Annotated in this window: 21 protein-coding genes and 2 pseudogenes; 15 read left to right on the plus strand and 8 right to left on the minus strand. The window is 45.2% G+C overall.

Annotation, left to right across the window (positions count from 1 at the left end):
- The first annotated feature begins 248 nt into the window (after positions 1-248).
- Positions 249-2,084 carry a monovalent cation:proton antiporter family protein gene (locus tag NYE37_RS04930; RefSeq protein WP_037993240.1) on the plus strand — a complete coding sequence of 612 codons (1,836 nt, stop codon included), beginning with the start codon at positions 249-251 and terminating at the stop codon, positions 2,082-2,084.
- 30 nt (positions 2,085-2,114) lie between these two features.
- On the opposite strand, the gene helD is transcribed toward NYE37_RS04930, so the two are convergent.
- The gene (gene helD, locus NYE37_RS04935; RefSeq protein ID WP_340711849.1) at positions 2,115-4,475 is read right to left on the minus strand and encodes an RNA polymerase recycling motor HelD; all 2,361 of its coding nucleotides are present in this window, start codon (positions 4,473-4,475) and stop codon (positions 2,115-2,117) included.
- Positions 4,476-4,774: 299 nt separating this feature from the next.
- On the opposite strand from helD, the gene NYE37_RS04940 reads away from it, so the two are divergent.
- The 12 genes and pseudogenes from NYE37_RS04940 to sigK all read left to right on the plus strand — a co-directional run bounded on the left by NYE37_RS04940 (position 4,775) and on the right by sigK (position 15,095).
- Positions 4,775-5,767: a LacI family DNA-binding transcriptional regulator gene (locus NYE37_RS04940; protein WP_037994678.1), complete on the plus strand. Its 993-nt coding sequence runs from the start codon at positions 4,775-4,777 to the stop codon at positions 5,765-5,767.
- Positions 5,755-6,639, plus strand: a complete 885-nt coding sequence (gene rbsK / locus NYE37_RS04945) for a ribokinase (RefSeq protein ID WP_037994676.1) — start codon at positions 5,755-5,757, stop codon at positions 6,637-6,639. Before NYE37_RS04940 ends, rbsK begins: the two co-directional genes overlap by 13 nt.
- Positions 6,636-7,028: a D-ribose pyranase gene (rbsD, locus tag NYE37_RS04950; RefSeq protein ID WP_236533697.1), complete on the plus strand. Its 393-nt coding sequence runs from the start codon at positions 6,636-6,638 to the stop codon at positions 7,026-7,028. Before rbsK ends, rbsD begins: the two co-directional genes overlap by 4 nt.
- Before the next feature lie 16 nt (positions 7,029-7,044).
- Positions 7,045-8,544, plus strand: a complete 1,500-nt coding sequence (locus NYE37_RS04955) for a sugar ABC transporter ATP-binding protein (protein WP_049720387.1) — start codon at positions 7,045-7,047, stop codon at positions 8,542-8,544.
- Entirely contained in the window at positions 8,528-9,472 is a 945-nt protein-coding gene (locus NYE37_RS04960) for an ABC transporter permease subunit (protein WP_037994670.1), read from the plus strand. Before NYE37_RS04955 ends, NYE37_RS04960 begins: the two co-directional genes overlap by 17 nt.
- A 14-nt stretch (positions 9,473-9,486) precedes the next feature.
- Positions 9,487-10,401: a ribose ABC transporter substrate-binding protein RbsB gene (gene rbsB / locus NYE37_RS04965; protein WP_037994667.1), complete on the plus strand. Its 915-nt coding sequence runs from the start codon at positions 9,487-9,489 to the stop codon at positions 10,399-10,401.
- A 289-nt stretch (positions 10,402-10,690) separates the two neighbouring features.
- Positions 10,691-11,284 carry an NADPH-dependent FMN reductase gene (gene ssuE / locus NYE37_RS04970; protein ID WP_052186671.1) on the plus strand — a complete coding sequence of 198 codons (594 nt, stop codon included), beginning with the start codon at positions 10,691-10,693 and terminating at the stop codon, positions 11,282-11,284.
- Positions 11,281-11,592, plus strand: coding sequence for a hypothetical protein (locus NYE37_RS04975; RefSeq protein WP_340711850.1), 312 nt, complete (start codon positions 11,281-11,283; stop codon positions 11,590-11,592). The genes ssuE and NYE37_RS04975 overlap by 4 nt, the downstream gene beginning before the upstream one ends.
- 17 nt (positions 11,593-11,609) lie before the next feature.
- Complete coding sequence (gene sfnG / locus NYE37_RS04980) at positions 11,610-12,686, plus strand: dimethylsulfone monooxygenase SfnG (protein ID WP_049720384.1); 1,077 nt, start codon at positions 11,610-11,612, stop codon at positions 12,684-12,686.
- A gap of 24 nt (positions 12,687-12,710) precedes the next feature.
- A pseudogene (locus NYE37_RS04985) lies at positions 12,711-13,894 on the plus strand (acyl-CoA dehydrogenase family protein).
- Positions 13,895-13,965: 71 nt separating this feature from the next.
- A pseudogene (locus NYE37_RS04990) lies at positions 13,966-14,113 on the plus strand (4-hydroxyphenylacetate 3-hydroxylase C-terminal domain-containing protein); the annotation flags it as partial.
- A gap of 268 nt (positions 14,114-14,381) precedes the next feature.
- On the plus strand, positions 14,382-15,095 hold the full coding sequence (gene sigK, locus NYE37_RS04995) for an RNA polymerase sporulation sigma factor SigK (RefSeq protein ID WP_049720382.1): 714 nt from the start codon (positions 14,382-14,384) through the stop codon (positions 15,093-15,095).
- A 68-nt stretch (positions 15,096-15,163) separates the two neighbouring features.
- On the opposite strand, the gene NYE37_RS05000 is transcribed toward sigK, so the two are convergent.
- The 7 genes from NYE37_RS05000 to NYE37_RS05030 form a co-directional block, all read right to left on the minus strand.
- Entirely contained in the window at positions 15,164-15,793 is a 630-nt protein-coding gene (locus NYE37_RS05000) for a tetratricopeptide repeat protein (protein ID WP_049720381.1), read from the minus strand.
- Positions 15,794-16,224: 431 nt separating this feature from the next.
- Positions 16,225-16,836, minus strand: a complete 612-nt coding sequence (locus NYE37_RS05005; RefSeq protein ID WP_165489733.1) for a YIP1 family protein — start codon at positions 16,834-16,836, stop codon at positions 16,225-16,227.
- 16 nt (positions 16,837-16,852) lie between these two features.
- Complete coding sequence (gene lepB / locus NYE37_RS05010; protein WP_236533705.1) at positions 16,853-17,320, minus strand: signal peptidase I; 468 nt, start codon at positions 17,318-17,320, stop codon at positions 16,853-16,855.
- A gap of 110 nt (positions 17,321-17,430) precedes the next feature.
- On the minus strand, positions 17,431-17,904 hold the full coding sequence (locus NYE37_RS05015) for an SMI1/KNR4 family protein (RefSeq protein WP_049720378.1): 474 nt from the start codon (positions 17,902-17,904) through the stop codon (positions 17,431-17,433).
- Between the two features lie 435 nt (positions 17,905-18,339).
- Positions 18,340-19,269 (minus strand): hypothetical protein, encoded by a 930-nt coding sequence (locus NYE37_RS05020; protein WP_049720377.1) that lies wholly within the window; start codon positions 19,267-19,269, stop codon positions 18,340-18,342.
- 314 nt (positions 19,270-19,583) lie between these two features.
- Positions 19,584-19,808 carry a hypothetical protein gene (locus tag NYE37_RS05025; protein ID WP_049720376.1) on the minus strand — a complete coding sequence of 75 codons (225 nt, stop codon included), beginning with the start codon at positions 19,806-19,808 and terminating at the stop codon, positions 19,584-19,586.
- Complete coding sequence (locus NYE37_RS05030) at positions 19,769-19,951, minus strand: hypothetical protein (RefSeq protein WP_121874189.1); 183 nt, start codon at positions 19,949-19,951, stop codon at positions 19,769-19,771. Before NYE37_RS05030 ends, NYE37_RS05025 begins: the two co-directional genes overlap by 40 nt.
- Positions 19,952-20,063: 112 nt before the next feature.
- Here NYE37_RS05030 and NYE37_RS05035 point away from each other — a divergent pair, with 112 nt between their 5' ends.
- Complete coding sequence (locus NYE37_RS05035) at positions 20,064-20,426, plus strand: hypothetical protein (RefSeq protein ID WP_037994654.1); 363 nt, start codon at positions 20,064-20,066, stop codon at positions 20,424-20,426.
- 22 nt (positions 20,427-20,448) lie between these two features.
- Positions 20,449-23,775 (plus strand): AAA family ATPase, encoded by a 3,327-nt coding sequence (locus NYE37_RS05040; RefSeq protein WP_049720375.1) that lies wholly within the window; start codon positions 20,449-20,451, stop codon positions 23,773-23,775.
- Positions 23,776-23,957: the final 182 nt, after the last annotated feature.

The raw sequence follows: 23,957 nt of genomic DNA on the forward strand, positions 1-23,957 counted from the left end.
ATTTCAATCTCCATGCAAGGGTTGATGCCGGTTCACCGTCGCTGGCCGGTGTACCAAGCGGGGAGAAGGCATGTTGGTAAAAAAAGGAGGCCTTGTCGGGCGGAAACAAAATAAAATTATATCGCCCGGCACTTGTCACGGATCTCAAAGACCATTATGATGAGCAAGAAAGTGCTTTGCAACTTCTCATGTTCCGGCAGGGTCTACAGGTAGAAAATTGAAACCCGTAATGGATGGGGGGACAAGATATGGAAGTGGATCATTCATTGATTTCAGTCATGATTGTGGTCATCGTGGCATTTTTGGTTCCGATCTTATTGCACCGTTTAAAATGGAATGCGATTCCGGCCGTTGTCGCAGAAATCATGGTTGGCTTGATCCTGGGAAAAAGCGGCTTGGGATGGGTGGTTGAGGACACCTGGCTGGAAATGTTGTCCACGCTTGGAATTATTTTTTTGATGTTTTTAAGCGGACTGGAAATCGACTTTAATATGATTTTAAACACGGGTAAGACAAGCGGAAAGAAAGAGAATCGGGAAAATCCGCTCATGATCGGTCTGATCAGTTTTATAAGCATCCTTCTCTTGTCTTTTGTGATCAGTTGGATCTTATATGTTGCGGGGTTTATCAAAGATCCTTACTTTATCACTTTGATCATTTCCACGATCTCATTGAGTGTCACTTTGCCGGTGGTGAAAGATAAAGGGATCAATAAAAAACCGCTGGGACAATCAATCTTGGTGACGGCAGTTTTTGCGGACTTTATCACCATGATTTTGTTGGCGGTTTATGCGGCGCTGAAGTCGGAAAAAGGATTTTTCAGCGTGCTGCTGTTATTGTTATTTTTTGTGATTTTCTTTGCGGTGTACCGCATTATCCAAGCATTAAAGCCCATTCGGCTGACCGAATCCATTTCCAAAGAGACAATTTCCATCGGAACACGCGGCGTCTTTGCTTTGATCCTGTTTTTTGTCGCGTTATCGGAAACAGTCGGGGCGGAAAATATTTTGGGAGCCTTTTTGGCAGGCGTCATTGTGTCGTTGTTGGGGCCGCGTGAAGAGTTTGTCAGTCAATTGAATGCATTTGGTTTTGGCTTTTTAATCCCGATATTCTTTGTGATGGTGGGTGCCAAGCTGGACCTGGTCTCGTTGATGCAGGATGCCCGTGCTTTGATCATGTTTCCGCTCATTTTGCTTGCCTTTATCTTATCCAAAGGACTTTTGGTTTTGATTTTCCGCAAGTGGTTTTCTTGGCGCGAGTCAATCAGTTCGGGGATTTTGTTGACATCCACCATCAGTTTGGTCATTGCCGCCGCGGCGGTCGGGATGGATCTCGGAATCATCAATAACACGATGAACACGGCGTTGATTTTGGCCGCGTCCATCACCGTGATCATTCCGCCGATTATATTCCAGCAATTGTTGCCGGATGCCGTCGATGAGGTGGAACGCCCGTCCGTTTCGCTGGTGGGGATCAATGCCGCGACATTGACCCTGGCGCAGGATTTGCACCGGGACGGGTATGAAGTCAAGGTTTACGGAGCGGATAAATCGAATCTGGAAGAAAAACAGCGTCCGTTTCCGATCATTCAATTGCCGGTGGTCGAAGAGGAATACCTGCAAAAGGAAAACGGATTTTCATGCGATATCATGGTTTTGTTCACGCCGCATGATGAAAGGAACGTGGAGTTGGCCAAAGCGGCGAAGAAACAAGGCGTTGAACGGATCATTGCCCGGGTGGAAAGCAAAGAGTTGCAACAGTCGTTAAACAATCTGGGAATCCAGCTTATCTCCACCTTCTTTGCCAATCAAACGTTGACCAAGATTTTGATTGAACATCCGACCCTGTTTAAACTGGTGAACCATGATAACGGAAATTTGATGGAAGTGAAATTGTTGAACCACCGTTACCATTTGGCACGGGTCCGGGACCTGACTTTTTGGGGGGATACGTTGATCATCCGCATCCTGCGGGGAAATGAAGCCATCCTTCCTCACGGGGACACCGTGCTGGAAGTCGGGGATCGCCTCATTATCAGCGGTAGCCCCGATCACATTCACCGGTTGCGGGAAATGCTCCAATAAAAAAAGAGCGGGTATGTTCCCGCTCTTTTTTTATTGATGATCCCGGAGATAGGTGTCTTCAGGGACTTCTTTTATAAACGGACTCATTTTGCCGAGGCAGTAAAGGTGCAAAGCATGCATGGCGCGGGTGCAGGCGGTGTACAATAATTTCCGCTCGTTTTCCCGGTGATATTGATCCCCGGAAGCGTCATAAAGAATCACGGCATCAAATTCAATGCCTTTGGCGAGATAAACCGGAATGACCAGGATGCCCGGGTGAAATTCGACGGATTCTTTCGTGATCAGTTGAACCGGTTCGGCAGTTGCTTTGTTCAATGCATCAAAAACCTTTTGGCTTTCCGCGGCTGTTTTGCATATGACGGCAATCGTTTCATGCCCGTCTTTTAGCAATGTTTCGATGCGGTGGAGAATCCGGTTGTGAAGTTCCTTTCGGTTTTGCACTTCGGTCACGGTCGGCTTGCTCCCCGGACGTTCAAAGGGCTCGATGGCTTCTTTGTTTTCCGCCAGGTGACGGGTGAATTCGATGATCGGAAAGGTGGACCGGTAACTTCGTTTCAATTCAACCAATTCGGTTTGCTCTTTTCCATACAGAGAGGATAACTCAGCCATATTGTGATGAACCGGGGTATGAGAAAAGACGGCCTGGTTGAAATCGCCGAGGATTGTCATCTTGCTGCGCGGAAACAAACGCTTTAAAAAGAAAAACTGAAAAGGCGAGTAATCCTGCGCTTCATCGATAAAAATATGGCGGATGGACCGGTTGGTTTCCAATCCTTCAAGCCGGGTTTTCAAATAGAGCAAAGGAGTGGCGTCTTCGTAAAAAAGCTCCTTTTGCTCCAGTTTGGCAACCGTTTGCCGGCAGATGTCCGGCCAGGTTTCCGGCAGATCCGTGACCCCGAGGGCATCTTTGGCCAGGGTTGGATCGGCAAACAGTTGCCGGTAGATGGCCGGAATGTCCAGAAATCCGAGTTTTTTGACCATGCGGACAGCCGGTTTGATGTGTTTTTGGACCACTTTTTTGGCCAGCCAGTGCCGTTCCCTTTGTAGATCGTCAAAGGTATCGGAAGTGAAATGTTTGTCTTTTTGCAGCGCTTGGTCAGCGCGGATGTAATTGGCCGGATTCAACCACTGGATTTCTTCATCCACCCAGTCTTTTTTGACTTCTTCCCGGGCCCGCTTTTTCAGTTCTGCCATCAGCCGGTCTTTGACCAGGGAGATCCGGTGGGTGAGCGGAAGGGACGAATCCAGGGAAGCAAAATGGGCTTTGATTTCCCCGGCCGGAATGATCGTGCCGCCACGGAACGGAATGTCCCGGAAGACTAACGCGCCATGTTGCCCGAGATAAGACAGGTAAAGGTCCAGCAACCGGATGTATGCCCGGGAGGCTTTGTAGCGGATGCCGTCAATCCTTGCCTCATACCCGTCTTCCTGATGGTTTGTCAAGGTATATTCAATTTGTGAAAACGGATCTTCCACTTTCAATAGATTTTTCAATTGATGTTCCAACAGCTCCTGAAAAGTGGTTTGTTGCATGTTTTCCTCCCCCAGTTCGGGAAGAACCGTGGAGACATACCGGTTAAACATCGGATTGGGGGAAAACAAAAGGATATTTTCGGCTTTCAATGAATTCCGGTACCGGTAAAGGAGATAGGCGACCCGTTGCAACGCGGCCGAAGTTTTTCCGCTCCCGGCCGCCCCTTGAACGATGACCAGCCGGCTTTTTTCATTACGGATGATGCGGTTTTGTTCTTGTTGAATGGTGGCCACGATGCTTTTCATTTGGGAGTCGGATCTTTTTCCGAGCACTTCCTGCAACAGTTGATCGCCAATGGTGATCCCGGTGTCAAACAAGCTTTCAATGATTCCGTTTTTTATCAGGAATTGGCGCTTCAGACCGATGAATCCTTCGACCGTTCCGCCCGGCGTTTCATACCGTGCAGGCCCCGGCGGGTAATCATAATACAGGCTGCAGACGGGGGCGCGCCAGTCATAAATGAGAAACTCATTCGTTTGCTCATCGACCAGCGAGGCGATTCCCAGATAAATCGATTCTTTTTCTTCCCCGTGTTCGGTAAAATCAATCCGTCCGAAGTAGGGGGAGGATTTCATTTTCTTTAAGAGTTGCACTTGTTTTTGCGCGGTTCGGTGGCGGCGCTCTCTTTCCGCCAAAACTTCGGCTTGTTGCTTGATGCTGACCACGGTTTCGGTTGTTTCGATCTCGTCGGCAAAATTGATCCGCACATCTTCCCAAAAGTTTTTGCGTATATCCACAATGTCTGATTTGACTTGGTTTGCTTGCTGTTCGAGCGAAGAAAGGCGTCCGTCGATTTCATCGATCACCCGGTCGACACGTTCTTGCTCTTCCTGCCAGATCCGTTTGGAATTTTCCATGCTTCCGCTCCTTTCAAAAAAAGATTGACAAGGGGGTGAATTATGTTTTATAATTATTATGGAGTAATTATGTTCTTTCGAATATAATGTGCATGAAGGTAACATTCATTTTACCGGGTTCTTTTTTGGATTGCAAATGGAAAATATTGGTGATAACGGCCGGCTGATGGCAAAAAGCCGGCCTTTTGGCATGTTTTTTTAATTTGAACAGAGAAAAAAGATTTATCTTGTGAATTAAACATTTTTGTGACATAATGATGTAAACGGTTACATATCAAAAAAGAAAAATGGTGGGAGTAATGGCGACGATCAAAGATGTGGCGAAAGAAGCGGGGGTGTCGGTGGCGACCGTTTCCCGGGTGATCAACCGGAACGGGTATGTTCAGGAGGAGACCAGAAAATTGGTGGAAGCCGCCATTTCGAAATTGAATTATTTGCCGAATGAAGTGGCCCGTTCTTTATATTTCCAAAAGTCGAAGCTGATCGGGTTGATCATTCCGGATATCACCAACCCCTTTTTTCCGGAAATTGCCCGGGGAGTCGAAGATGTTCTGCAACAAAACGGATACCGCTTGATTATCGGAAACAGTGATGAGGATGCAGAAAAGGAAGTCCGTTACATTGAAACGTTCACCCAACATAATGTGCTTGGCGTGATCAGCACCAGCAGTGAAGAAGTATCGCAATGGGAAAAATTAAATATTCCCGTTGTCTTGCTGGACCGGATTCATCATGACTTTCCGTTTGTATGTTCCGATCAAAAGGAAGGAGGGCGGCTGGCTGCGCAAATCCTGCTGGACCGGGGCAGCCGCAATATCACGTTGCTTCGGGGCCCGAAACATGTGCGGACCGCGTATGAAAGATTTTTTGCGGCGCTGGAAGTTCTCGGGAAATCCCAAGTGCAGTTTCAGGTGTTAAACACTTCTTTTTCTTTTGACGGGGCTTTGGAAACCGCCGGGAAACTGTTTGAATTGTATCCGGACACGGACGGGGTGATCGCCGTCAATGACATTGTGGCCTCGGCCGTGTTGCGGGAGGCGTTGCGACGGGGCAGGAAGATCCCGGAGGAGATGCAAATCATCGGTTTTGACGACATTCCGATGAGCAAATTTCTGTTTCCCGCTTTATCCACCATTCAACAGCCCGCCTATGAAATGGGAAAGGAAGCGGCCAAACTGTTGTTGGAGAGAATCCGTCAAGCGGATATCAAGAAAAAGCAAATCATATTGCCTGTATCTTTTGTGGAAAGAGAGACAACCAGAAAGGCAGGGGATGGAACGTGGCAAAAATAGCAGTGATCGGCAGTTCGTCCATTGACTTGGTGGTGAGTGCGGACAAGCGTCCGCAAGCCGGCGAAACGGTATTGGGAAATTCGTTTGAAACCGTTCCCGGCGGAAAGGGAGCCAACCAGGCGGTGGCCGCGGCACGGCTCGGAGCCGATGTGACCATGATCGGGCGGGTCGGGGACGACGACTTCGGCGAGATCATCCTGGAGAATTTGAAAACCAACGGGGTCAATACGAAATATATGGAACCGGTTACACATACCCGGTCGGGAACCGCACATATCACCTTGGCGGAAGGGGATAACAGCATTGTTGTCGTCAAAGGCGCGAATGACCATACCACACCGGAATATGTGAAAAAAGCCGAATCTGTGATTCGTGAAGCGGATGTCGTGCTGGTTCAGTTGGAAATTCCGATGGAGACGGTGGAATTTGCGGCTGAGCTTTGCGACAAGCTGGGGGTTCCGCTTTTGCTCAATCCCGCACCGGCACGGCCCGTCAGCCGGGAATTGATCGCGAAGGCTTCATTCATCACTCCCAATGAACATGAATTCAAGCTTTTGTTTGACGGGGAAGACCGTTCCGAAGTGCTAAAAAGATATCCGAACAAATTGATCATCACGGAAGGGAAAGAAGGGGCACGCTTTTTTGACGGGGAGAAAGAATGGCTGGTTCCGGGAATCAGCGTGCCGGTGGTGGATACAACCGGTGCCGGGGATACCTTTAATGCCGCATTTGCGGTTCAAATTGCCGGGGGAAAATCCGTTTATGAAGCCCTTGAATTCGCCAACCATGCCGCCGCATTGTCTGTGACGAAATTTGGTGCACAGGGTGGGATGCCGACGGCAGAAGAAGTGAAAAGGAGTCGGGAAGGATGAAAAAAACCGGAATCATCAACAGCGCCATTTCCAAGGTTCTGTCCGATTTGGGGCATACGGACCGGATTGTGATTGCCGATGCGGGACTGCCGGTGCCCGCCGGCGTTCCCAAAATCGATCTGGCCGTCACGGTGGGAAATCCGTCGTTTGAAGCCGTCGTGAAAGCGGTTCACGGGGACATGGTGGTGGAGAAAGTGTTCGTCGCAGAAGAAATCGTGGCCGAAAATGCCAAGCAACATGCGTTTTTGACCAGCGAATTTCCGGATCAAATCAGTTATGTCCCGCATGAAGAATTCAAGCAGATGACAAGGCAGGCCAAAGCCGTCATCCGGACGGGGGAAGCCACGCCTTATTCCAATTGCATTTTGCAGGCAGGGGTCTTTTTCTGACAAGGGGGGATGCATGATGCAAATTGAAATGCTAGATATTTATAAATCCTTTGGCGCGAACAAAGTCCTGGAAGGAGTCCGTTTCACTCTCCTTCCGGGAGAAGTGCATGCCTTGATGGGGGAAAACGGTGCCGGCAAATCGACCCTGATGAATATTTTAACGGGACTTCACAAGCAAGATAGGGGCCGCATTCTGATCAACGGCGAGGAAAAACAGTTCCAAAATCCCAAAGAAGCCGAAGATGACGGGATTGCTTTTATTCATCAGGAATTAAATATCTGGCCGGACATGACCGTTTTGGAAAATTTGTTCATCGGCAGGGAAATCACCAACAAGCTGGGGATTTTGAAAACGGAAGAAATGAAAGCGCTGGCAAAAAAGGTGTTTGACCGTTTGGGAATCTCGCTTCCTTTTCACCAAGAGGCCGGAAAGTGTTCGGTCGGGGAGCAACAAATGATTGAAATCGCCAAAGCTTTGCTGACGGATGCCGAGGTCATCATCATGGATGAGCCGACATCGGCATTGACGGACCGGGAAATCGAGTCCTTGTTTCAGGTGATGCGGTCGTTGAAAGATGACGGAGTTTCCATTGTTTATATCTCTCACCGGATGGAAGAGATTTTCACCATCTGCGACCGGATCACGGTGATGAGGGACGGGAAAACGGTCGATACCAAGCCGGTTCAAGAGACTGACTCGCAGGAAGTCGTGAGAAAAATGGTGGGCCGGGAATTGGATGAATGGTTTCCGGAAAGAAAGGCCCAACCGGGGAAAGTCGTTCTGGAAGTGCGCCATCTCACGCGATCGGACGTGTTCGGGGACATCAGTTTTTCGGTGCGTTCCGGCGAAATCCTGGGGATTGCCGGTTTGATGGGATCGGGAAGGACGGAGATCATGAGAGCGATTTTCGGGATTGACGCGTATGATGAAGGCGAAATTTTGATCGACGGCCAAAAGGTCCGCATCAAGCATCCCGGTGACGCCGTTTCCCATGGCATCGGTTTTATTACGGAAAACCGCAAGGATGAGGGGTTGCTGTTGGACTTTTCGATCAAGGAAAACATGAGCCTGGCCAATCTGAAAAGCTTTGCGCCCCACGGATGGATGAAAACCAAAGATGAAGAGACGTTTGTCCAAATGATGGTGGAGCGATTGAAAGTGAAAACCACGTCGTTGGATGAACTTGCCGGAAACCTGTCCGGGGGAAATCAGCAGAAAGTGGTTCTTGCCAAATGGATCGGGACGGCTCCGAAAGTTCTCATCTTGGATGAACCGACACGCGGAATCGATGTCGGGGCGAAAAAAGAGATTTACCATCTCATGAATGAACTGACGGAAAGAGGAATGGCCATCGTGATGATCTCTTCCGAGTTGCCGGAGGTTTTGGGAATGAGCGACCGGATTCTGGTCATCCACGAGGGCAGACTGGCCGGGGAATTGAAACGGGAAGAAGCCACACAGGAAAAAATCATGGTTTTGGCAACAGGGGGGGATCAACATGGAACAGATCAGTAAAAAAAGTGCCGGCCTCATACAAAAATTGGGACCTTTTTTGGCGTTTGTTTTGTTGTTTGCGGTGGTGGCCGTTTTAAACCCGTCATTTATCGAACCGCTGAACTTATTGAATTTGCTCAGACAAATTTCGATTAATGCACTCATTGCTTTTGGTATGACGTTTGTCATTTTAACCGGCGGCATTGATTTATCGGTCGGTTCCATCCTGGCTTTGTCCAGTGCGTTGATGGCGGGCATGATCGTATCCGGCGTGGATCCGATCCTGTCCATATGCATCACTGCGCTTCTCGGGGCCTTGATGGGGGCGGTCAACGGGCTTTTGATCACCAAAGGAAAAGTGGCGCCTTTTATTGCCACGCTGGCCACCATGACCATTTACCGGGGATTGACGCTGGTTTATACCGACGGAAATCCGATCACCGGTCTGGGGGATCATTACAGTTTTCAATTGTTCGGCCGCGGATATTTCTTCGGTATTCCGGTTCCGGCCGTCACCATGCTGATCACGTTTTTCATTCTGTGGTTTATCCTTCACAAAACGTCATTCGGAAGAAAAACATATGCCATCGGCGGGAATGAAACGGCGGCGTTTGTTTCCGGCATTAAAGTAGACCAGGTGAAATGCTTGATTTACAGCTTGGCCGGAATGATGGCGGCGATATCCGGAGCCATCCTGACTTCCCGCTTGAATTCCGCCCAACCGACGGCCGGTACGGCTTACGAGATGGATGCCATTGCCGCGGTGGTTTTGGGCGGAACCAGTCTGGCCGGCGGGAAAGGAAGAATTTTCGGGACGTTGGTGGGTGCCCTCATTATCGGGACTTTGAACAACGGCCTCAATTTGCTCGGGGTTTCTTCCTTCTACCAACAGGTGGTCAAAGGAATTGTCATCCTGATCGCCGTTTTGATTGACCGGAAAAAATCATGAGGAGGGTGTCGGTGATGAAGAAGCTGGTTCATCTTCTGTTGATGTGTTCTCTCATTTTCATTTTATCGGCTTGTTCCTTGGAACCGCCGGAATGGGCCAAACCTGCCAAAAAGAAAGATCTGGCCGACGTGAAAATCGGCTTGAGCGTTTCCACGTTGGACAACCCGTTTTTTGTTTCGCTGAAAGAGGGGGTCTTAAAGGAAGCGAAAAGCAAAAACATGGAAGTGATCACCGTTGATGCGCAAGATGACACTGCCAAACAAATCAATGACATTGAGGATTTAATCCAACAAGGCGTGGATATTCTCTTGATCAACCCGACGGATTCTTCCGCTGTATCGACGGCGGTGCAAAATGCCAACCACATTGGCATTCCGGTCATCACGCTGGACCGGACGGCTGATCAGGGAGAGGTGGCTTCCTTTATCGCTTCTGACAATATCGAAGGAGGAAAAATGGCGGCGGAATTTATCATTGGTCAATTGGGCAAAGATGCCAAAGTTGTCGAATTGCAAGGAACACCGGGGGCTTCGGCAGCGCGTGAACGGGGACAAGGATTCCGTTCCGTCGCAGACCGGGATTTGAATGTAATCGCCCGGCAAACGGCCAATTTCGACCGGACCCAGGGGTTGAATGTCATGGAAAACCTGCTGCAGGGCCATAAAGAGATTGATGCCGTGTTCGCCCAAAACGACGAAATGGCGCTGGGAGCCATTGAAGCCATCAACAGTTCGGGAAGAGACATTTTGGTGGTTGGTTTTGACGGAAATGATGATGCCATCAAAGCCGTCCAAGATGGAAGGCTCGGCGCCACCATTGCCCAACAGCCTGAATTGATCGGAAAAGAAGCGGTGGTGGCGGCTTCAAAAATATTGAAAGGGGAAAAGGTGGACAAGAAAATTTCCGTTCCTTTGAAATTGGTCCAATAGAAACGTTGGAAAAGCCGCCTCGCCGGATGCGTCCGGAAAGCGGTGAACCGATTGAACCGCCTCGTGGGAGGCGGTTCTTTTTTGTCCGGGACAAAGCGGAAATGTTCTTCATTTTCTCTTTACTTCCGGCGGAGGGTATGCTATATTAAACTTGATTAATCAAATCGGAATTGTGAGTGTATATCAGGGTTTCCATTGCCGATCAGTCAACTGAAGGCACCTTTGCTTGCGAGGGTACACGCAGGCGGGGTGCCCTTTTTTATTCCATGCCACAGAGAGGAGATGCTTTATGCCCAATGTGTTGATTCTCTCCGGAAGTCCGTCGCGCACGTCAAGGCTGAACGGGATGGTTGATTATGCCCAAACCCATTTGCAGGAAAAAGGACTGAAAGTCGGGGTGATCCGCGTTTCGGATCTGCCGGCGGAGGCACTCATTACGGCTGATTTCGAACATCCCGCCATTCAAGAGGCCAACCGCCGGGTGGAAAACGCGGATGCCGTCATCATTGCGAGTCCGGTTTATAAAGCTTCCTATACCGGTATTCTCAAGACCTATCTTGATTTGTTGCCGCAAAAAGGGCTTGCTGAAAAAGTCATTCTTCCCGTTTTTATCGGCGGAACCATCAATCATTTATTGGCCATCGATTATGCTCTGAAACCGGTGTTGTCCGTATTGGGAGCGCGGCACATTTTGGCCGGCGTTTACGTCATCGATTCCCAAGTGCAACGGGACAGCCAGGGGCAATTGGTGTTGGACGGGGAAGTGAAACGGCGGTTTAATGATGCTCTCCGGGAATTGATCGAAGAGGTTTTGTGGCATTCAGGCAAAAACAAGAAAAACCGCCTTTTGTCCGGAGTGAACAGGGGGGTCGCGGGAAATTGAAAATACAATCTGCCAAAATCCCCCAGGCGCCGGTCGGCCCGCATCTCGTGCATCAACCGGATTACCGGTTTGCCGCCTGGTGCCGCCGGCAATACGGCATCAACCGGGGGATTTACAACACGATTGATGATGCGCTGTACCGGTTTGGTTTGAAAGACATCGTGACCCGCCGGAGAACCATCGTCTCGTTTTTGGACGAGATTTATCAGTCCGGAAAATGCCGGGAGAAGGACCGGGTCAAATTCGGAAAAGGCATGCTGATGGCCACACTCCATCAATATCTTCGCGATTCGTTTCCAATTTGTTGAAATGAGGTGAAGAAGCGATGGCATTAAAGTTTGCTTATTGGGTTCCCAATGTAAGCGGCGGATTGGTGATTTCAGACATCCCGCAAAAAACGGATTGGTCTTTTGAAGCCAATGCGCGGTACGCCCGCATTGCCGAGCAGGCTGGATTTGAATATGCGTTGTTGCAAACCCGTTTTGTGGGCAGCTATGGTGCGGAGAATCAATTGGAAGCGATCACGTTGGCGGCGGCATTGGCGGCCGTCACCCAAAAGATTCGTCTCATTCCGGCCATTCTGCCCGGCTTGTGGCACCCGGGCGTGGTGGCGAAAATGATCGCAACCCTGGATCAGATCAGCAACGGGCGGGCCGCGGTGAACATTGTCAGCGGATGGTTTAAAGATGAATTTCACAAATACGGGCAACCTTGGCTGGATCATGATGAGCGGTATCGCCGGTCTGAAGAGTTTATCAGGGTGCTCCGAAGCATGTGGACACAGGAAGAAACCACCTTCACGGGGGCTTTTTACCGCATCTGGCAAGCGCCGCTCAAACCCAAGCCCGCCACTTTGCCGCCCGTTTTTCAAGGGGGGAATTCCAAAGCGGCCAAGCAAATGGCGGCGCGGGTTTCCGATTGGTATTTCATGAACGGGAACACCCTGGAGGGGATCCGGAAACAGATTGATGAAGTGAAGGAATTGGCGGCCTTGGAAGGGAGGAAGGTTCGGTTCGGAGTGAACGGGTTTGTCATCGTCCGGGACAGTGAAGAAGAAGCAAAACACGTGCTGCGTGAGATCGTGTCCCATGCCGATCCGAAAGTGGTGGAAGGGTTCCGGGATCAGGTCCGGTTCGCCGGCAAAGCGTCTCCCGAAAGAGAGGGGATGTGGGCAAACTCCGGTTTTGAGGATCTGGTTCAGTATAATGACGGGTTTAAGACGGGATTGATCGGAACGCCTGAGCAGGTGGCCGACCGGATCATTGCGTTGAAAAAAGCCGGGGTGGACCTGATCTTGACCGGGTTTCTGCATTATGAAGAAGATTTGGCGTTATTCGGCGAAAAAGTGATTCCGCTGGTGCGCGAAAGAGAACAGCTTTTGGAACAACCGGTGACAGACTGACCACCAAAAGGGGGAGAATGAAACATGAGCAAGGCGGCCGATGAAAAAAGATACCGGGACGAAGTGCGGGAGATCGTGGAAACCGTGGTGAGACCGCGGGCGGAACAAATTGACCGGGAAGGTGTGTTTCCAAGGGAGAATTTGCAAGCGTTGGCCAAACACGGGTGGAACGGAGTGCTCATCCCTGAAAAATGGGGTGGATTGGGCCTGAACCATGTGGCCTTTTCCATCGCCGCCGCGGAAATTGCCAAAGGGTGCGCTTCCACCGCCTTGGTTTACGTGATGCATGTGGGCGCTGCACAAACGATTCATCTGTATGGAAATGACGATCAAAAGCGCCGCTGGCTCGAACCGGTTCAACACGGATTGATCGGAACTTATTCCACGAGCGAAAAAGCCACCGGCGGTCATTGGTGGTTTAACTTGAGCGAGGTCGGACGGGACGGCGACGAATATATTTTGAATGCGGAAAAATCGTTTACGACCAGTGCCGGACAAGCCGATTTTTATGTTTTTCAAACCAGGTCCCCCGGCGCCCGCAAACCGACGGACATCAGTTTTTTCATCATCGACGGGAAAAAGCCGGGGATCCGACCGGGGCATTGGGACGCATTGGGAGTCAGGGGAAACCACAGCGGTCCCATTCGGTATGAAAACGTAAGAGTGCATGCCCGGGACCGCTTGGGGGAAGAAGGCCAAGGAAAAGAAATCGTTGAAAACGGTGTGTCGCCTGTCTACCTGATCGGTTTGGGATCGGCCTGGGTCGGGTGGCGGAAGCAGCACTCGAAGAAGCCGTTCAGTATGCCAAAGGGACCATCCATCGGGATTTTAATAAGCGGTTGGCCGATTATCAGGTGATCCGGCAGGAATTGGCGAAAGTGAAAATCTTGCTTGAAAGCCTCAAACATTGGCAAAATTATTTGGCCTGTGAGCTGGATGCCCTTCAGGCGGAAGGACGGCCGCAAGCAGAGCTTTTGATCCCGCTGGTGGAGTTTAAAGTCCATGCGGCGGAAGTTGCAAGCAGAGCCACACAAGCGGCGATGAATGTGAGCGGAGGTTACGGGTATAAAAAAGGGGTAATTGAGCGGTTGTTCCGGGACGCCCGCGCTGGCATTGTCATGGGCCCGTCTAATCATATTGCCCGCGAATGGATCGGAAAATCCCTGCTTGGTTTGCCCTTGGAGTTGTGGTATGAAGGAGGAGAATAAAGCCGTGAAACGGTCAGACCATGAAGGTACTTTTTTCGCGACAGCCATTGGGGGAAGCAAATATTATCACGGGGCGAAAAATTGATGCCGACAGCCGGATCTGGCTGTTCAAATTGGCTTGGGACTTGATCGGAAGTCCGTTGGGTTCCAGACAAGAGCTTTATGAACGTTTCCACCGGGGATCCCGTGCGGATGTATGACCGGCGATACTTGGAATAAAATAAAAACGCTTGATCGATCCGGTGTGGCAATTGGCAGCAATCAAAAGGAGTGGCGGGCCGTAAGTCCGGTCAAATCATGCGGTTTGAAAAAAACAGGAGATTTTTGTCTCCTGTTTTTTTCGGTTTTTTCCTCTTCCTGCTTAACCAAGCCCATGCTGCATATATATAAAAGGGATGGATTGGAAAATAAAATTCACCCCCGGCCCCGGTCGGGCATATGGTGAAGATGAATGGGCTTTTGACCAGTGGGATGGAGGTGTCGCAGATTGCCCGGTATGTTGACGGCGATGGCTTTTATGGTGAAAGAGCTCATTGCGTTTGTCTCGTACATTAAAAACAATGCCTTTCCCCATCCGCTTTCATCGGAAGAAGAGGAAAAAGCATTAAAAGCGATGGCCCGGGGAGACACCAAAGCGCGCAATAAGCTGATTGAGCATAACCTGCGTCTGGTTGCACATATTGTGAAAAAGTTTGAAAATACGGGAGAAGACAATGAAGATTTGATCTCGATCGGCACGATCGGTTTGATTAAAGCGATTGAATCGTACCAGATGGGAAAAGGGACAAAATTGGCGACGTATGCGGCACGGTGTGTGGAAAATGAAATCCTGATGTATTTGCGTTCATTAAAAAAATCCCGGAAAGATGTTTCCCTGCATGACCCCATAGGCACAGACAAAGAAGGAAATGAAATCACCTTGATCGACATTCTCGGAACGAGAGCGGATGACGTGGTCAAACAAGTGGAGATGCAGATTGAGCGGCGCAATATTTATCAGCACATCCATATATTGGATGACCGGGAACAAGAGGTGATCCGGGCGCGATTCGGGCTCGGGGGAGAAAGAGAGAAGACGCAGCGGGAAATTGCAAAGGAGCTGGGGATTTCCCGTTCTTATGTTTCCCGGATTGAAAAAAGGGCGTTGATCAAGCTGTTTCATGAGTTTTACCGCAATGACCGGAAGGTGGAATCAAGATAAAAAGATGGAAGAAAAAGCAGATCTTGCCCGTTGTGGTTTCGGGAAAGATCTGCCGGCAGTTCAAGCCCTTAATTTTTCGGTGGATTGGAGAGTCCGTGAATCAAATAGTTTCCCCATTCACGCATCGCGATGACTTCTCCGGATTCGGCCGCTTTTTGCAGCCAGATTTCTCCTTCTTCGATATTTTGCTCCAGTCCTTGTCCATTCAACAAACGGTAACCCAAAACCCTCATAGCCACGGATTCCCCGGCTTCTGCGGCTCTTCTCAGCCACATTTCCCCTTCCTCGGGGTTTTTCTCCAATCCGTCTCCTTCAAGCAAACGGTAACCCAAGATTCTCATGGCCACCGGATAATTGGCTTCCGCTGACTTTCTGAGCCACATTTCTCCTTCTTCGGCATCTTTGGCCAGCCCTTCACCGACCAACAAACGGTAACCCAATTCCATCATGGCCCACCGGTCGCCGGCATCCGCTGCTTTTCTCAGCCATCTTTCGCCTTCTTCCAAATCTTGTGCCACTTTTGTGCCGGTCAACATAAGATAAGCCAACTCGGTCATCGACCAAATGTCTCCGGAGTGAGCCGCCCGGCGCAACCATTTGATGCCTTCGTCGACGCCGAACTGCTCTCTTTTTTTGCTCAGGTCAATCACTTGCGCGTTTTTTTCGTTGGGTTGTTGATTGTTTTCATGTTCACTCATCGTTTCTCACTCCCCCTGTGATGGATCAAGGATCCGTTTTGAAAAAAGATTTTGCTTTGCCTATGTATTTACAGTGAGTCCCTTGGCTGTTGTGTTTTTGTCCGGGAAAGCAAAATCATAAGAAAAGTATAAACTGAAAAAATGAAATTGAGGAGAGGGCGATTAAAACAGGGGATATTAAAAAGAGTTTTGTGTTTCTTCTATGGACGGCCGGGCCGAAAGAATAAAACCAAAAGAGTGAGGGTTCTGCTATTACATTATCTTTGCATTCACTTGGTAAAAGATTACCAAAAGATTACCAAGTTATATGAGACACCTGTGATGGGATTTGACTGGAGTCTTGCAAGTTGGATTCATGGAGGAATTTTTGAAAGAAGAATGAAAAAAGATTGAGGAAGATTCTCAATCTTTAAAACAATTTAATTCATGTTTTAAAAAAATATTAGTGACAAAACAATCAAAAACAAAATCAAAATGACAGGTATCACAATGATCGAAGCAAATCCTTTCCATGAACCAATGCCGTGAATTTCTCCAATGATTTTTGAGTAAACCATGAAATAATAAATGGTCATTATTAATCCGATCAATAAAGCAATAAAAAACAACAGTATCAAGAAAAATGAGGAATCAATATCCGGTGTCTCTGTTGTAAAGTTTTCTTCTCTGAAAATGAGGAGCATGGGAATGAACAAAGCAAGTTTTGTTGAATACGGAACAGTTGCCCAAGCGGTTGCTTTATATGTTTCTTTAAAAGTTGCCGTTCCTTTAAACAAGCGAGTGCCTGCATAAGTCAAAAGACTGTATAAAAACCAGGAGATAATACCGATGATTGGTCCCAAAATTACTGATAAGACCAAAATGGTCGGGACGGCCATCGTATCGCCTGCATTCCGGTTCATTGCTTGTTCCAAAAACAAGGTGATTCCATATAATATAGCCAAAATAAAAAATATTCCACTTGAGCAATTGGCGATGGCTTGGCGAATGACTGACTTAGGCTGCTTGATCATTGGAATCCAAAATTCCTTTAATGTAACCAACATTTTTATCACCTTTCTATTGGATTACGACACCGATGATGTCGTCTTTTTTGATTGCTCCGTAATATCGGCTGTCTTGGCTTGCGGAACGGACATCGCCGAGAACAAAATACTGGCCGGTCGGGACATGTACCGGTTTGAAATGGTCACTTTTGTTTTTATGTAAGATATAAGGTTCGTCGAATTTTTCGCCGTTGATATAAAGTTGGCCTTCCTTGATTTCCACCATTTCGTTTCCAAAAGCAACCACTCGTTTCGTATGTATCTGATTCAGACCAGGGGCTTTGAAGACGATGATATCTCCTCTTTGTATGTAGTCAGGGTTTTTTTTAACAATATAAACTTCTCCTTCGGCCATGGCGGGCCCCATACTCTTTCCTGTCCCTTGATAAAATCCAAAAAAGGTGTTCCAAATGATAAAAATAATGAGAAGAAGTACGGCGAGAATGACTATAATCCCTTTACGGGTTTTTAACCAAGCCACATAATTTCCTCCTTTCAGACTGTAGCTTCAACAATGATTATATTTTCTATTCATATTATAACGAATACTTTGCCTTTAATCCATAAAAAAGACCAGTGAAACACTGGTCTTTACATACTGTCAATATTTTCAGCCGGGTGATATAAAGCGTTAATAAACTCTGTAAAGGAAGAGCCGAATATCTGAACACGATTGTTTAATTTATTTTTATCAAAAATAGCTTCCAATGCATCGTTTTTATCTTTCCAAAGAATCAAGGGATTCAGGTTTCCGGGACGGTAGTAAAAACAGTAATGGTTTAATGACCCGTCAAAGGCGAATGGCACGAGAAGCCCGAATTCTTTAAACTCTTCTTCCCCAAAATAGAGGGCTTCAAATTCTTCAATAATGGAATCTGGTGGGTAAAACGCATCAAAATGATAATGTTTCCCATCGACGAGGAGATACGTATTACCATCTTCCGGGGAAGCATATTGTTGCACCCAATGAATATAGTCTTTGGGAAGTTTCACACCAATTTCTTCCTCAATTTCGGCAAATTGCTCGTCGGGGATTTTTTCTTCTTGCTCAGCCCAAGAAATCAATATTTAAATCTCCTTTCTTTAATAAGCAGGCCGATAAAAAATCGATAAATTATTTTTTTCATACTAAATACAACGATGCTACCTCCTTTTTGATATTGAATAATAATGAAATGCTTCATCTATTAAATAAACTCAACTTTCAAATAATAAATAGGATGAAAATTATTTTGAAATGATTGGAGAGAGTTGAATGAAATATAAGGATTTGTTCATTTTGAGAGGTGAGGAGTTATATTGATTAAAAAAATTCTTGAGAAGAACAAAGTCTGTGGCATATCTGATGAGGTTTTAGATAGGCTGACTTGCAAGCCGCAAAAGCCCCGCACTGAAAATCTCTTTTTTATCCAGGTTTGGGGCTTATCGCAGATTGCCTTGCGTCTTGCAAATTTATGGATCCGGATGGTTTCCCGCCATTCGGATCCAATGAACGATTGGCTAGGATGGCACCATGGGATTGGTTTTTGAAAAAATGTTGATCTCTTCCTCAACGGATGCCAGATTCAATTCGTTACTGATCAATTGTGTCAAATGAAAACTGAGTTGATTCAGCCGTTTGAAATATTCCAGATCTGACTGCAGTTTGTATCCGTCCGATTCGGTTAAATGTCCGATGAAATGCAGGATGGAAAGAGCGATCCGGTTTTGTTTCCGGCCAAGGTCCGATTTGAATCGTTTTTGGATCCATTTCTCCGGCAGCTCCTTGATGAGATGGCCAAATGTCAACGGATCCTGCCCGATGTTCTTGATATAATCCGGAGACCAGGATGGATGCGCTTTATGTATTTTTTTGACCGTACGGGGATGGGCCGTAAACTGAACAGCCTGATGATAAACCGCATGGGCCGAATACAAGTGATGGTCATCCTCCGGGGCAAGATTGGCTGCGATGAGATAGTAATAAATCAGGTCACTCATGTCTTTACTGAGAAACAATTTGTTTTGGTCATGGAATTGCTTTAACCATTTGTGCAGTTCATCATATTTCTGGAAACTTTTCTTTTCGTTAAATTTTTCTTCGCTGTAATTGGGAGTGGAGAGAAGATCAAAATAGTATTTTTGGTACTTTTTTATTTTCATGATGAGTTCCTGATACAATCTCATCCGCTTTTCCAAGATTTGATCTTGGACTGAGGACCGTTGCGGCCCGGCGGAAAACGAATCGGCCTTTTGGTTTCCGTGATGCATCCGGACAAGCATGGCCACCAAAGCAAACAGGGTGATGCAAATGTTTAAAAGAGAAACAACAATGGCGGCCTCAGCTTTTGGAATGTGATCTTTGATTAACCATAAGTTGGTTCCCAAAAGAAATCCTGCAACGATGCTGAACAGAAACAACAAAATCGATGTGAATACATACTTTTTCAACGAAAACCTCTCCTTTATCGCAAAGGGGACCCCCTTCCACCATGATTTCGTGTCACACGGTCATCAAAGGCATGAAACTTGGCATTATACCACTCGCATTTAATTTTTAATCAACAAACCGCCCTTGCGGATTGCTGAGATAGACCTTTTTCTCGAAGGAATTTTTGGATGATAAAAAATTAGTCCCCTCTGTATGAAAAATTCTGTTTCTATAGAATTATATAAAGCATGAATAAAATCTGTAAAGATTAAATAGGGAAAATACCAATAAAAAAGGCCTGAGCTTTTCCTCAGGCCTGAATGATACGAGTCTCTTATTTACGCAGCCTTAAGCGGGTAAGGAGAGAAGGGATATCATTGGCTAAAAACGCAAATGATTTTCGCTCGAAGTCTTCCAACCGGACGGTTCCGTGTTGGTTGTCCACCTCCACGATCCGGCCGTTTCCTTCCATTCCCAACGGGATGTGTTGCAATCGGGGGTGATTTTCTTTGTAACCTTTTACCATATACGCAAAACTGTCCAATTCGATCCGGGGCAACACCGGCTCCAGTGGATGCAGTCATTTTCAATAAATCCGTCGAGTTCGGCAAACCAGTAGCTGTTAAAATATGCTTTGATGGAAGGATGAAAAACAGCCCCGAGTTGATTTTCCAGTTCCGTGGTTGAGATATCATCCTTCATACAACACTTCGACCTCCAACCACGATTGGTTTTGCAGAGTGAAAAAATTATTTGTTCGTATTAATTTTTGAATTTATAATGATAATAATAACTTTAATGAGGGGGGATTATTATGAGTGAGCAAAACAACTCACAATTTCACTTTGACCGTATTACTGGACAAATTAATATTGGACAAGGAAAATCGAAAAATATTAACATGTATAATGCTGTTAGTACGGAACAAATCAATAATGTAAAACAGTTGGTTGAACGACTATTAAGCGAGATTAATGATATAAAGGAATTAAATGATGCGGACAAAGAACAAATTAAATCTTTAGTTAAAATAGTGGAATCCCAAATGGAAACGGGGAAAGTAGATCAGGGGATTGTTGCAATTCTTAATGAGAAGTTGCAAAATATTTCTAATTTATTTGAGGCAGGTTCATTTCTAAACAGTACAATTGATACCTTCATGAACTTATTAAAGTAGTAAGAGAAAGGAGAATTTATGAGTGAATAACGATAGTAAAAGTATTTTTAATATATCAAGTTTTGAGGGACAGCTAAATATTACTCAAGATGATGCGCAAACTTACGGGATTATGGGATATGAAGAAAGAAAAGGAATAAAATGTAAAGGGGTTACAAATCAAATTTTCCAAGGCAGAAGATTATTTTCAGATCATCGGGATTTGTTTTTACAGAAAATACAAGAAAGTATGGTTATAGGGGAATTAAAATTCGATTTGGATAAAAAAATTGATAAACTCTTACTGATTTGTGATCGGTTGGTGGCCGGTTATGGTGAGGATCCTTATTTTCATAAAATAAAACATATTCCAATGTTGTTAGAGCAAAAGGGATCTGATTTGATGTCCTGTTATCAGTGGAGCGATATCATCTTGGAATGGTTGAGGTTAATTTTCTTTGTTATCAATTCCAAAACATCAATTAATAAATCGAAAGTGAAAAAAATGTCTTTTAGTGAATTGTTGGTTAATTTGAAGTTAGAAAGACAATATTGCTTTCAATCATTTCTTCGATCAAAACATATGCATAACATTTCAAATCTAGTTCCTAATGATTGGGAACGAATAGGACTTGTTTCATTATTAACACCTGTATACATCTATAAGAAGAAGCTTACCCAGTACTTACGAGGCTGTATCTTGAATTCTATTGAAAATTCAAATTTAACCCCATTACTTGGATCGATTAGAGATGAGCGAAACCGGCATATAAAACAATTTGCAGCTCGTGAAGAAATTATTGGTAAATTATTTGAGATTATGACAAGCGATAAGACAGGATTTAGTCGTTATTTTATGTTAGTTGGCGATGAGGGGACAGGTAAGACAGCATTGTGTAGCAAATTATCAGAACAATTTGCTTCTATGTATACTAGTTTTGGGCCCAGGGAAATTGAGGTGAAGAAATATGCTCCATGGATACCTGGAGTTATCATGCATTACGGAAAACAATCCAATCAGCCTTATGAAATTGTTCTCTCTCTAATCGAACAAGCTAATACATTATTGCTACATCCTATACAGACTAAAGAAATCAAGGAAGTTGGAGAAATGAAAGAAATCGAGCACAAGCTGATTGAAGAGAAGATTGGACTACAAGATAAAGGATTTGATTTTGAAAAATTAATGACTATCCGACGAAATAATTTGGTTCAAAGCAATGAGAAGTTAAGTCGTTATTTATACCAAGCTTTAGATCAATTGTCTAAAGAACTTGGTCATGTTGTAGTTTTGATAGATGCATTAGATGAAATTAGTCAGGATGGTGAGACGCTTTCGTTTTTACCTAAGTCATTGCCTGATGGGGTAGTTTTATTAATGACTACACGTCCGGGGCAAGTAGAGAAATGGGTATGTTTAAATCGTCCTGTAGAAACATTCACGCTTAATCACTTGACTCGGGAAGAGATACCTTTATTAACTGGTATACCTGATGAGGGAAGTGAAGAACGGTCATTTAATGATAAAGTAATGGAAGCGAGTGATGGATGGCCTTTATTGGTGTCTGCGATTTCTAAAGAAGTGAGAAGATGTAACTTTCAAATAGATAAGGTTGAAATTTATGAAAGTAGAAGTGTTTTTTTAGATCGGATGGCAGAAAATTGGCAATCCTATTCGATTTCAGCTAAAGATAATGAGATCTTAGAAGAACTTTTACCTTTATTGGCTTTGTTTGAACCAGTTGCACCACTTCATTTTAGTGATATCCAGAGCTACTTGCACTATCATGGTTTTTATTTAAATAAACCGCGCTTGATTAGAGTATTAAAATTAGTGGAAGAGCAGATTGAGGGTTTAAAGTCAAAAACTTGGGTTAAATTGAGGTTCAAAGTTTTTGCAGAGTATGTACGAGAGGAATACTATAGCCCAATTGATATGGAAGAAGTATTTATTAATATATTAGATTGGATAGCTTCACTAAAAAATGTTACAGAAAAGAAAATGGAATTAATAGAAAAATTTTTCATCTTTTATACTGACAAAAAAAATTGCGAACAGTTGGGTGTCGAAATAGATTTATTACAACAGTTAAAGGAAAGAGGTTGCTCACAATTATTATTTAATTTATCTGATTGTCTTATTGGAGAAAGCAAAACAGTAGGCAAAAAATGTTTACTATTTGCGATTGATTTAGAAAATGTGGATGCAATGAGGAAGTTAGCGTGGCATGTAATTAATGATGAAGATTTTGGTATTGATAAAACATATGGTGAAAATCTATTGCGTCAGGCGATTGATTTGGGTTGCATTAAATCTATGTATCTATTAGGAGTGTGCTTGATTGATGGAAATCTTGGAAGAATTGATGTCTTGGAAGGGGAACAATGGTTAAGAAAAGCAGCTGAAAATGGTGAGGTTCAAGCGATGTTATCATTAGGGATAAGATTTTTAACAGGGAATGGATTTAAACAAAACTCTAAAGAAGGTGAGATGTGGTTAATTAAAGCGACACAAACAGGAGATTTACAGGCGAAACGAATCTATGGAGGAATTTTGTTTGAAGGGGAGTATTTGAATGATAGAGAAAGAGGAAAAAAATTGTTAAGAGAGGCGGCAAAAGAAGGTGATCAAAGAGCGATGTTAAGATTGGGAGTTAATCTCGTCGATAATTATATTGATAAGGATGAATTGGAAGAGGGAGAAATGTGGTTGAGAAGAGCCGCTCAGCAAGGAATAGGAAATGCAATTTTGGCTTTAGCTGGTAAGTTATACGAAGGAGTAAATTTAAAAACTCAATGGAAAGAACTCGAAGTTTGGTTGAATAAAATAAAAAGAATACCAAATATAAAAGAAATTTTAATGGGGGTTGGGGCCGTTTACTATAAAGCTAATAATTATCTATTGGCATCAAAATATTTTTTGGAATGTGCTGAAAGCCAAAATTATGGTTTAGCATATAACCTTCTGGCATATATGAAACGTAGAGAAGAAATTCCTCAGGAAAATGATAAATACTCATTTGATGAATTGATTAGGTTTTCTTTAGAAAGTGAAGAAGAAAAAGAAGAAGCGTTATTATATGCCACCATAAATAATATTCTTAATCAAGTTGCATCTAACACTGATAAAGAATCTTGGTATCAATGTGATCAAACTATTGCGGAGAAAGGAAATAAACTTTCAATAGTAACTGAATGGTGGTATAACTTGGTTGACGAAGCTGATCCAGAACGTGATCTGGTTATTGGATGGTTGGTTCGTCATAAAATTATCGATGACCCCGATGGAATGTCCATTAAAGAGCGGATGAAGAGAGCACGGGAGGGCGGTTGGAAAGTTCCAGAGTGGATGGATGATATGAGAAAATAATGGAGTAATTAAAGGGGTATCTTGATGAAGCTATGTATTGAAGAGGGAAGCAAAATATGTTTAATGTAGATTTTATTAATTGTAGATGAACTCTCCCTCAGCTAAAATATTTTCAATTTCACATGAGGTTACATACTCTTATTGTATAACTAAAGTTCAATTTGCTAATTATAATGAAATTT

The sequence above is a fragment of the Thermoactinomyces sp. FSL K6-2592 genome (genome assembly GCF_038006465.1).
GTDB lineage: Bacteria > Bacillota > Bacilli > Thermoactinomycetales > Thermoactinomycetaceae > Thermoactinomyces > Thermoactinomyces vulgaris.

What these genes read in the sequence shown, in the direction of transcription:
- NYE37_RS04940 (WP_037994678.1), top strand. Translation starts at nt 4,775, where the DNA reads ATGGCGACGATCAAAGATGTGGCGAAAGAAGCGGGGGTGTCGGTGGCG.
- NYE37_RS05035 (WP_037994654.1), top strand. Translation starts at nt 20,064, where the DNA reads ATGAGTGAGCAAAACAACTCACAATTTCACTTTGACCGTATTACTGGA.
- NYE37_RS04955 (WP_049720387.1), top strand. Translation starts at nt 7,045, where the DNA reads ATGCAAATTGAAATGCTAGATATTTATAAATCCTTTGGCGCGAACAAA.
- NYE37_RS05030 (WP_121874189.1), bottom strand. Translation starts at nt 19,951, where the DNA reads ATGAAGGATGATATCTCAACCACGGAACTGGAAAATCAACTCGGGGCT.
- NYE37_RS04960 (WP_037994670.1), top strand. Translation starts at nt 8,528, where the DNA reads ATGGAACAGATCAGTAAAAAAAGTGCCGGCCTCATACAAAAATTGGGA.
- NYE37_RS05000 (WP_049720381.1), bottom strand. Translation starts at nt 15,793, where the DNA reads ATGAGTGAACATGAAAACAATCAACAACCCAACGAAAAAAACGCGCAA.
- NYE37_RS04930 (WP_037993240.1), top strand. Translation starts at nt 249, where the DNA reads ATGGAAGTGGATCATTCATTGATTTCAGTCATGATTGTGGTCATCGTG.
- rbsD (WP_236533697.1), top strand. Translation starts at nt 6,636, where the DNA reads ATGAAAAAAACCGGAATCATCAACAGCGCCATTTCCAAGGTTCTGTCC.
- ssuE (WP_052186671.1), top strand. Translation starts at nt 10,691, where the DNA reads ATGCCCAATGTGTTGATTCTCTCCGGAAGTCCGTCGCGCACGTCAAGG.
- rbsB (WP_037994667.1), top strand. Translation starts at nt 9,487, where the DNA reads ATGAAGAAGCTGGTTCATCTTCTGTTGATGTGTTCTCTCATTTTCATT.
- sfnG (WP_049720384.1), top strand. Translation starts at nt 11,610, where the DNA reads ATGGCATTAAAGTTTGCTTATTGGGTTCCCAATGTAAGCGGCGGATTG.
- helD (WP_340711849.1), bottom strand. Translation starts at nt 4,475, where the DNA reads ATGGAAAATTCCAAACGGATCTGGCAGGAAGAGCAAGAACGTGTCGAC.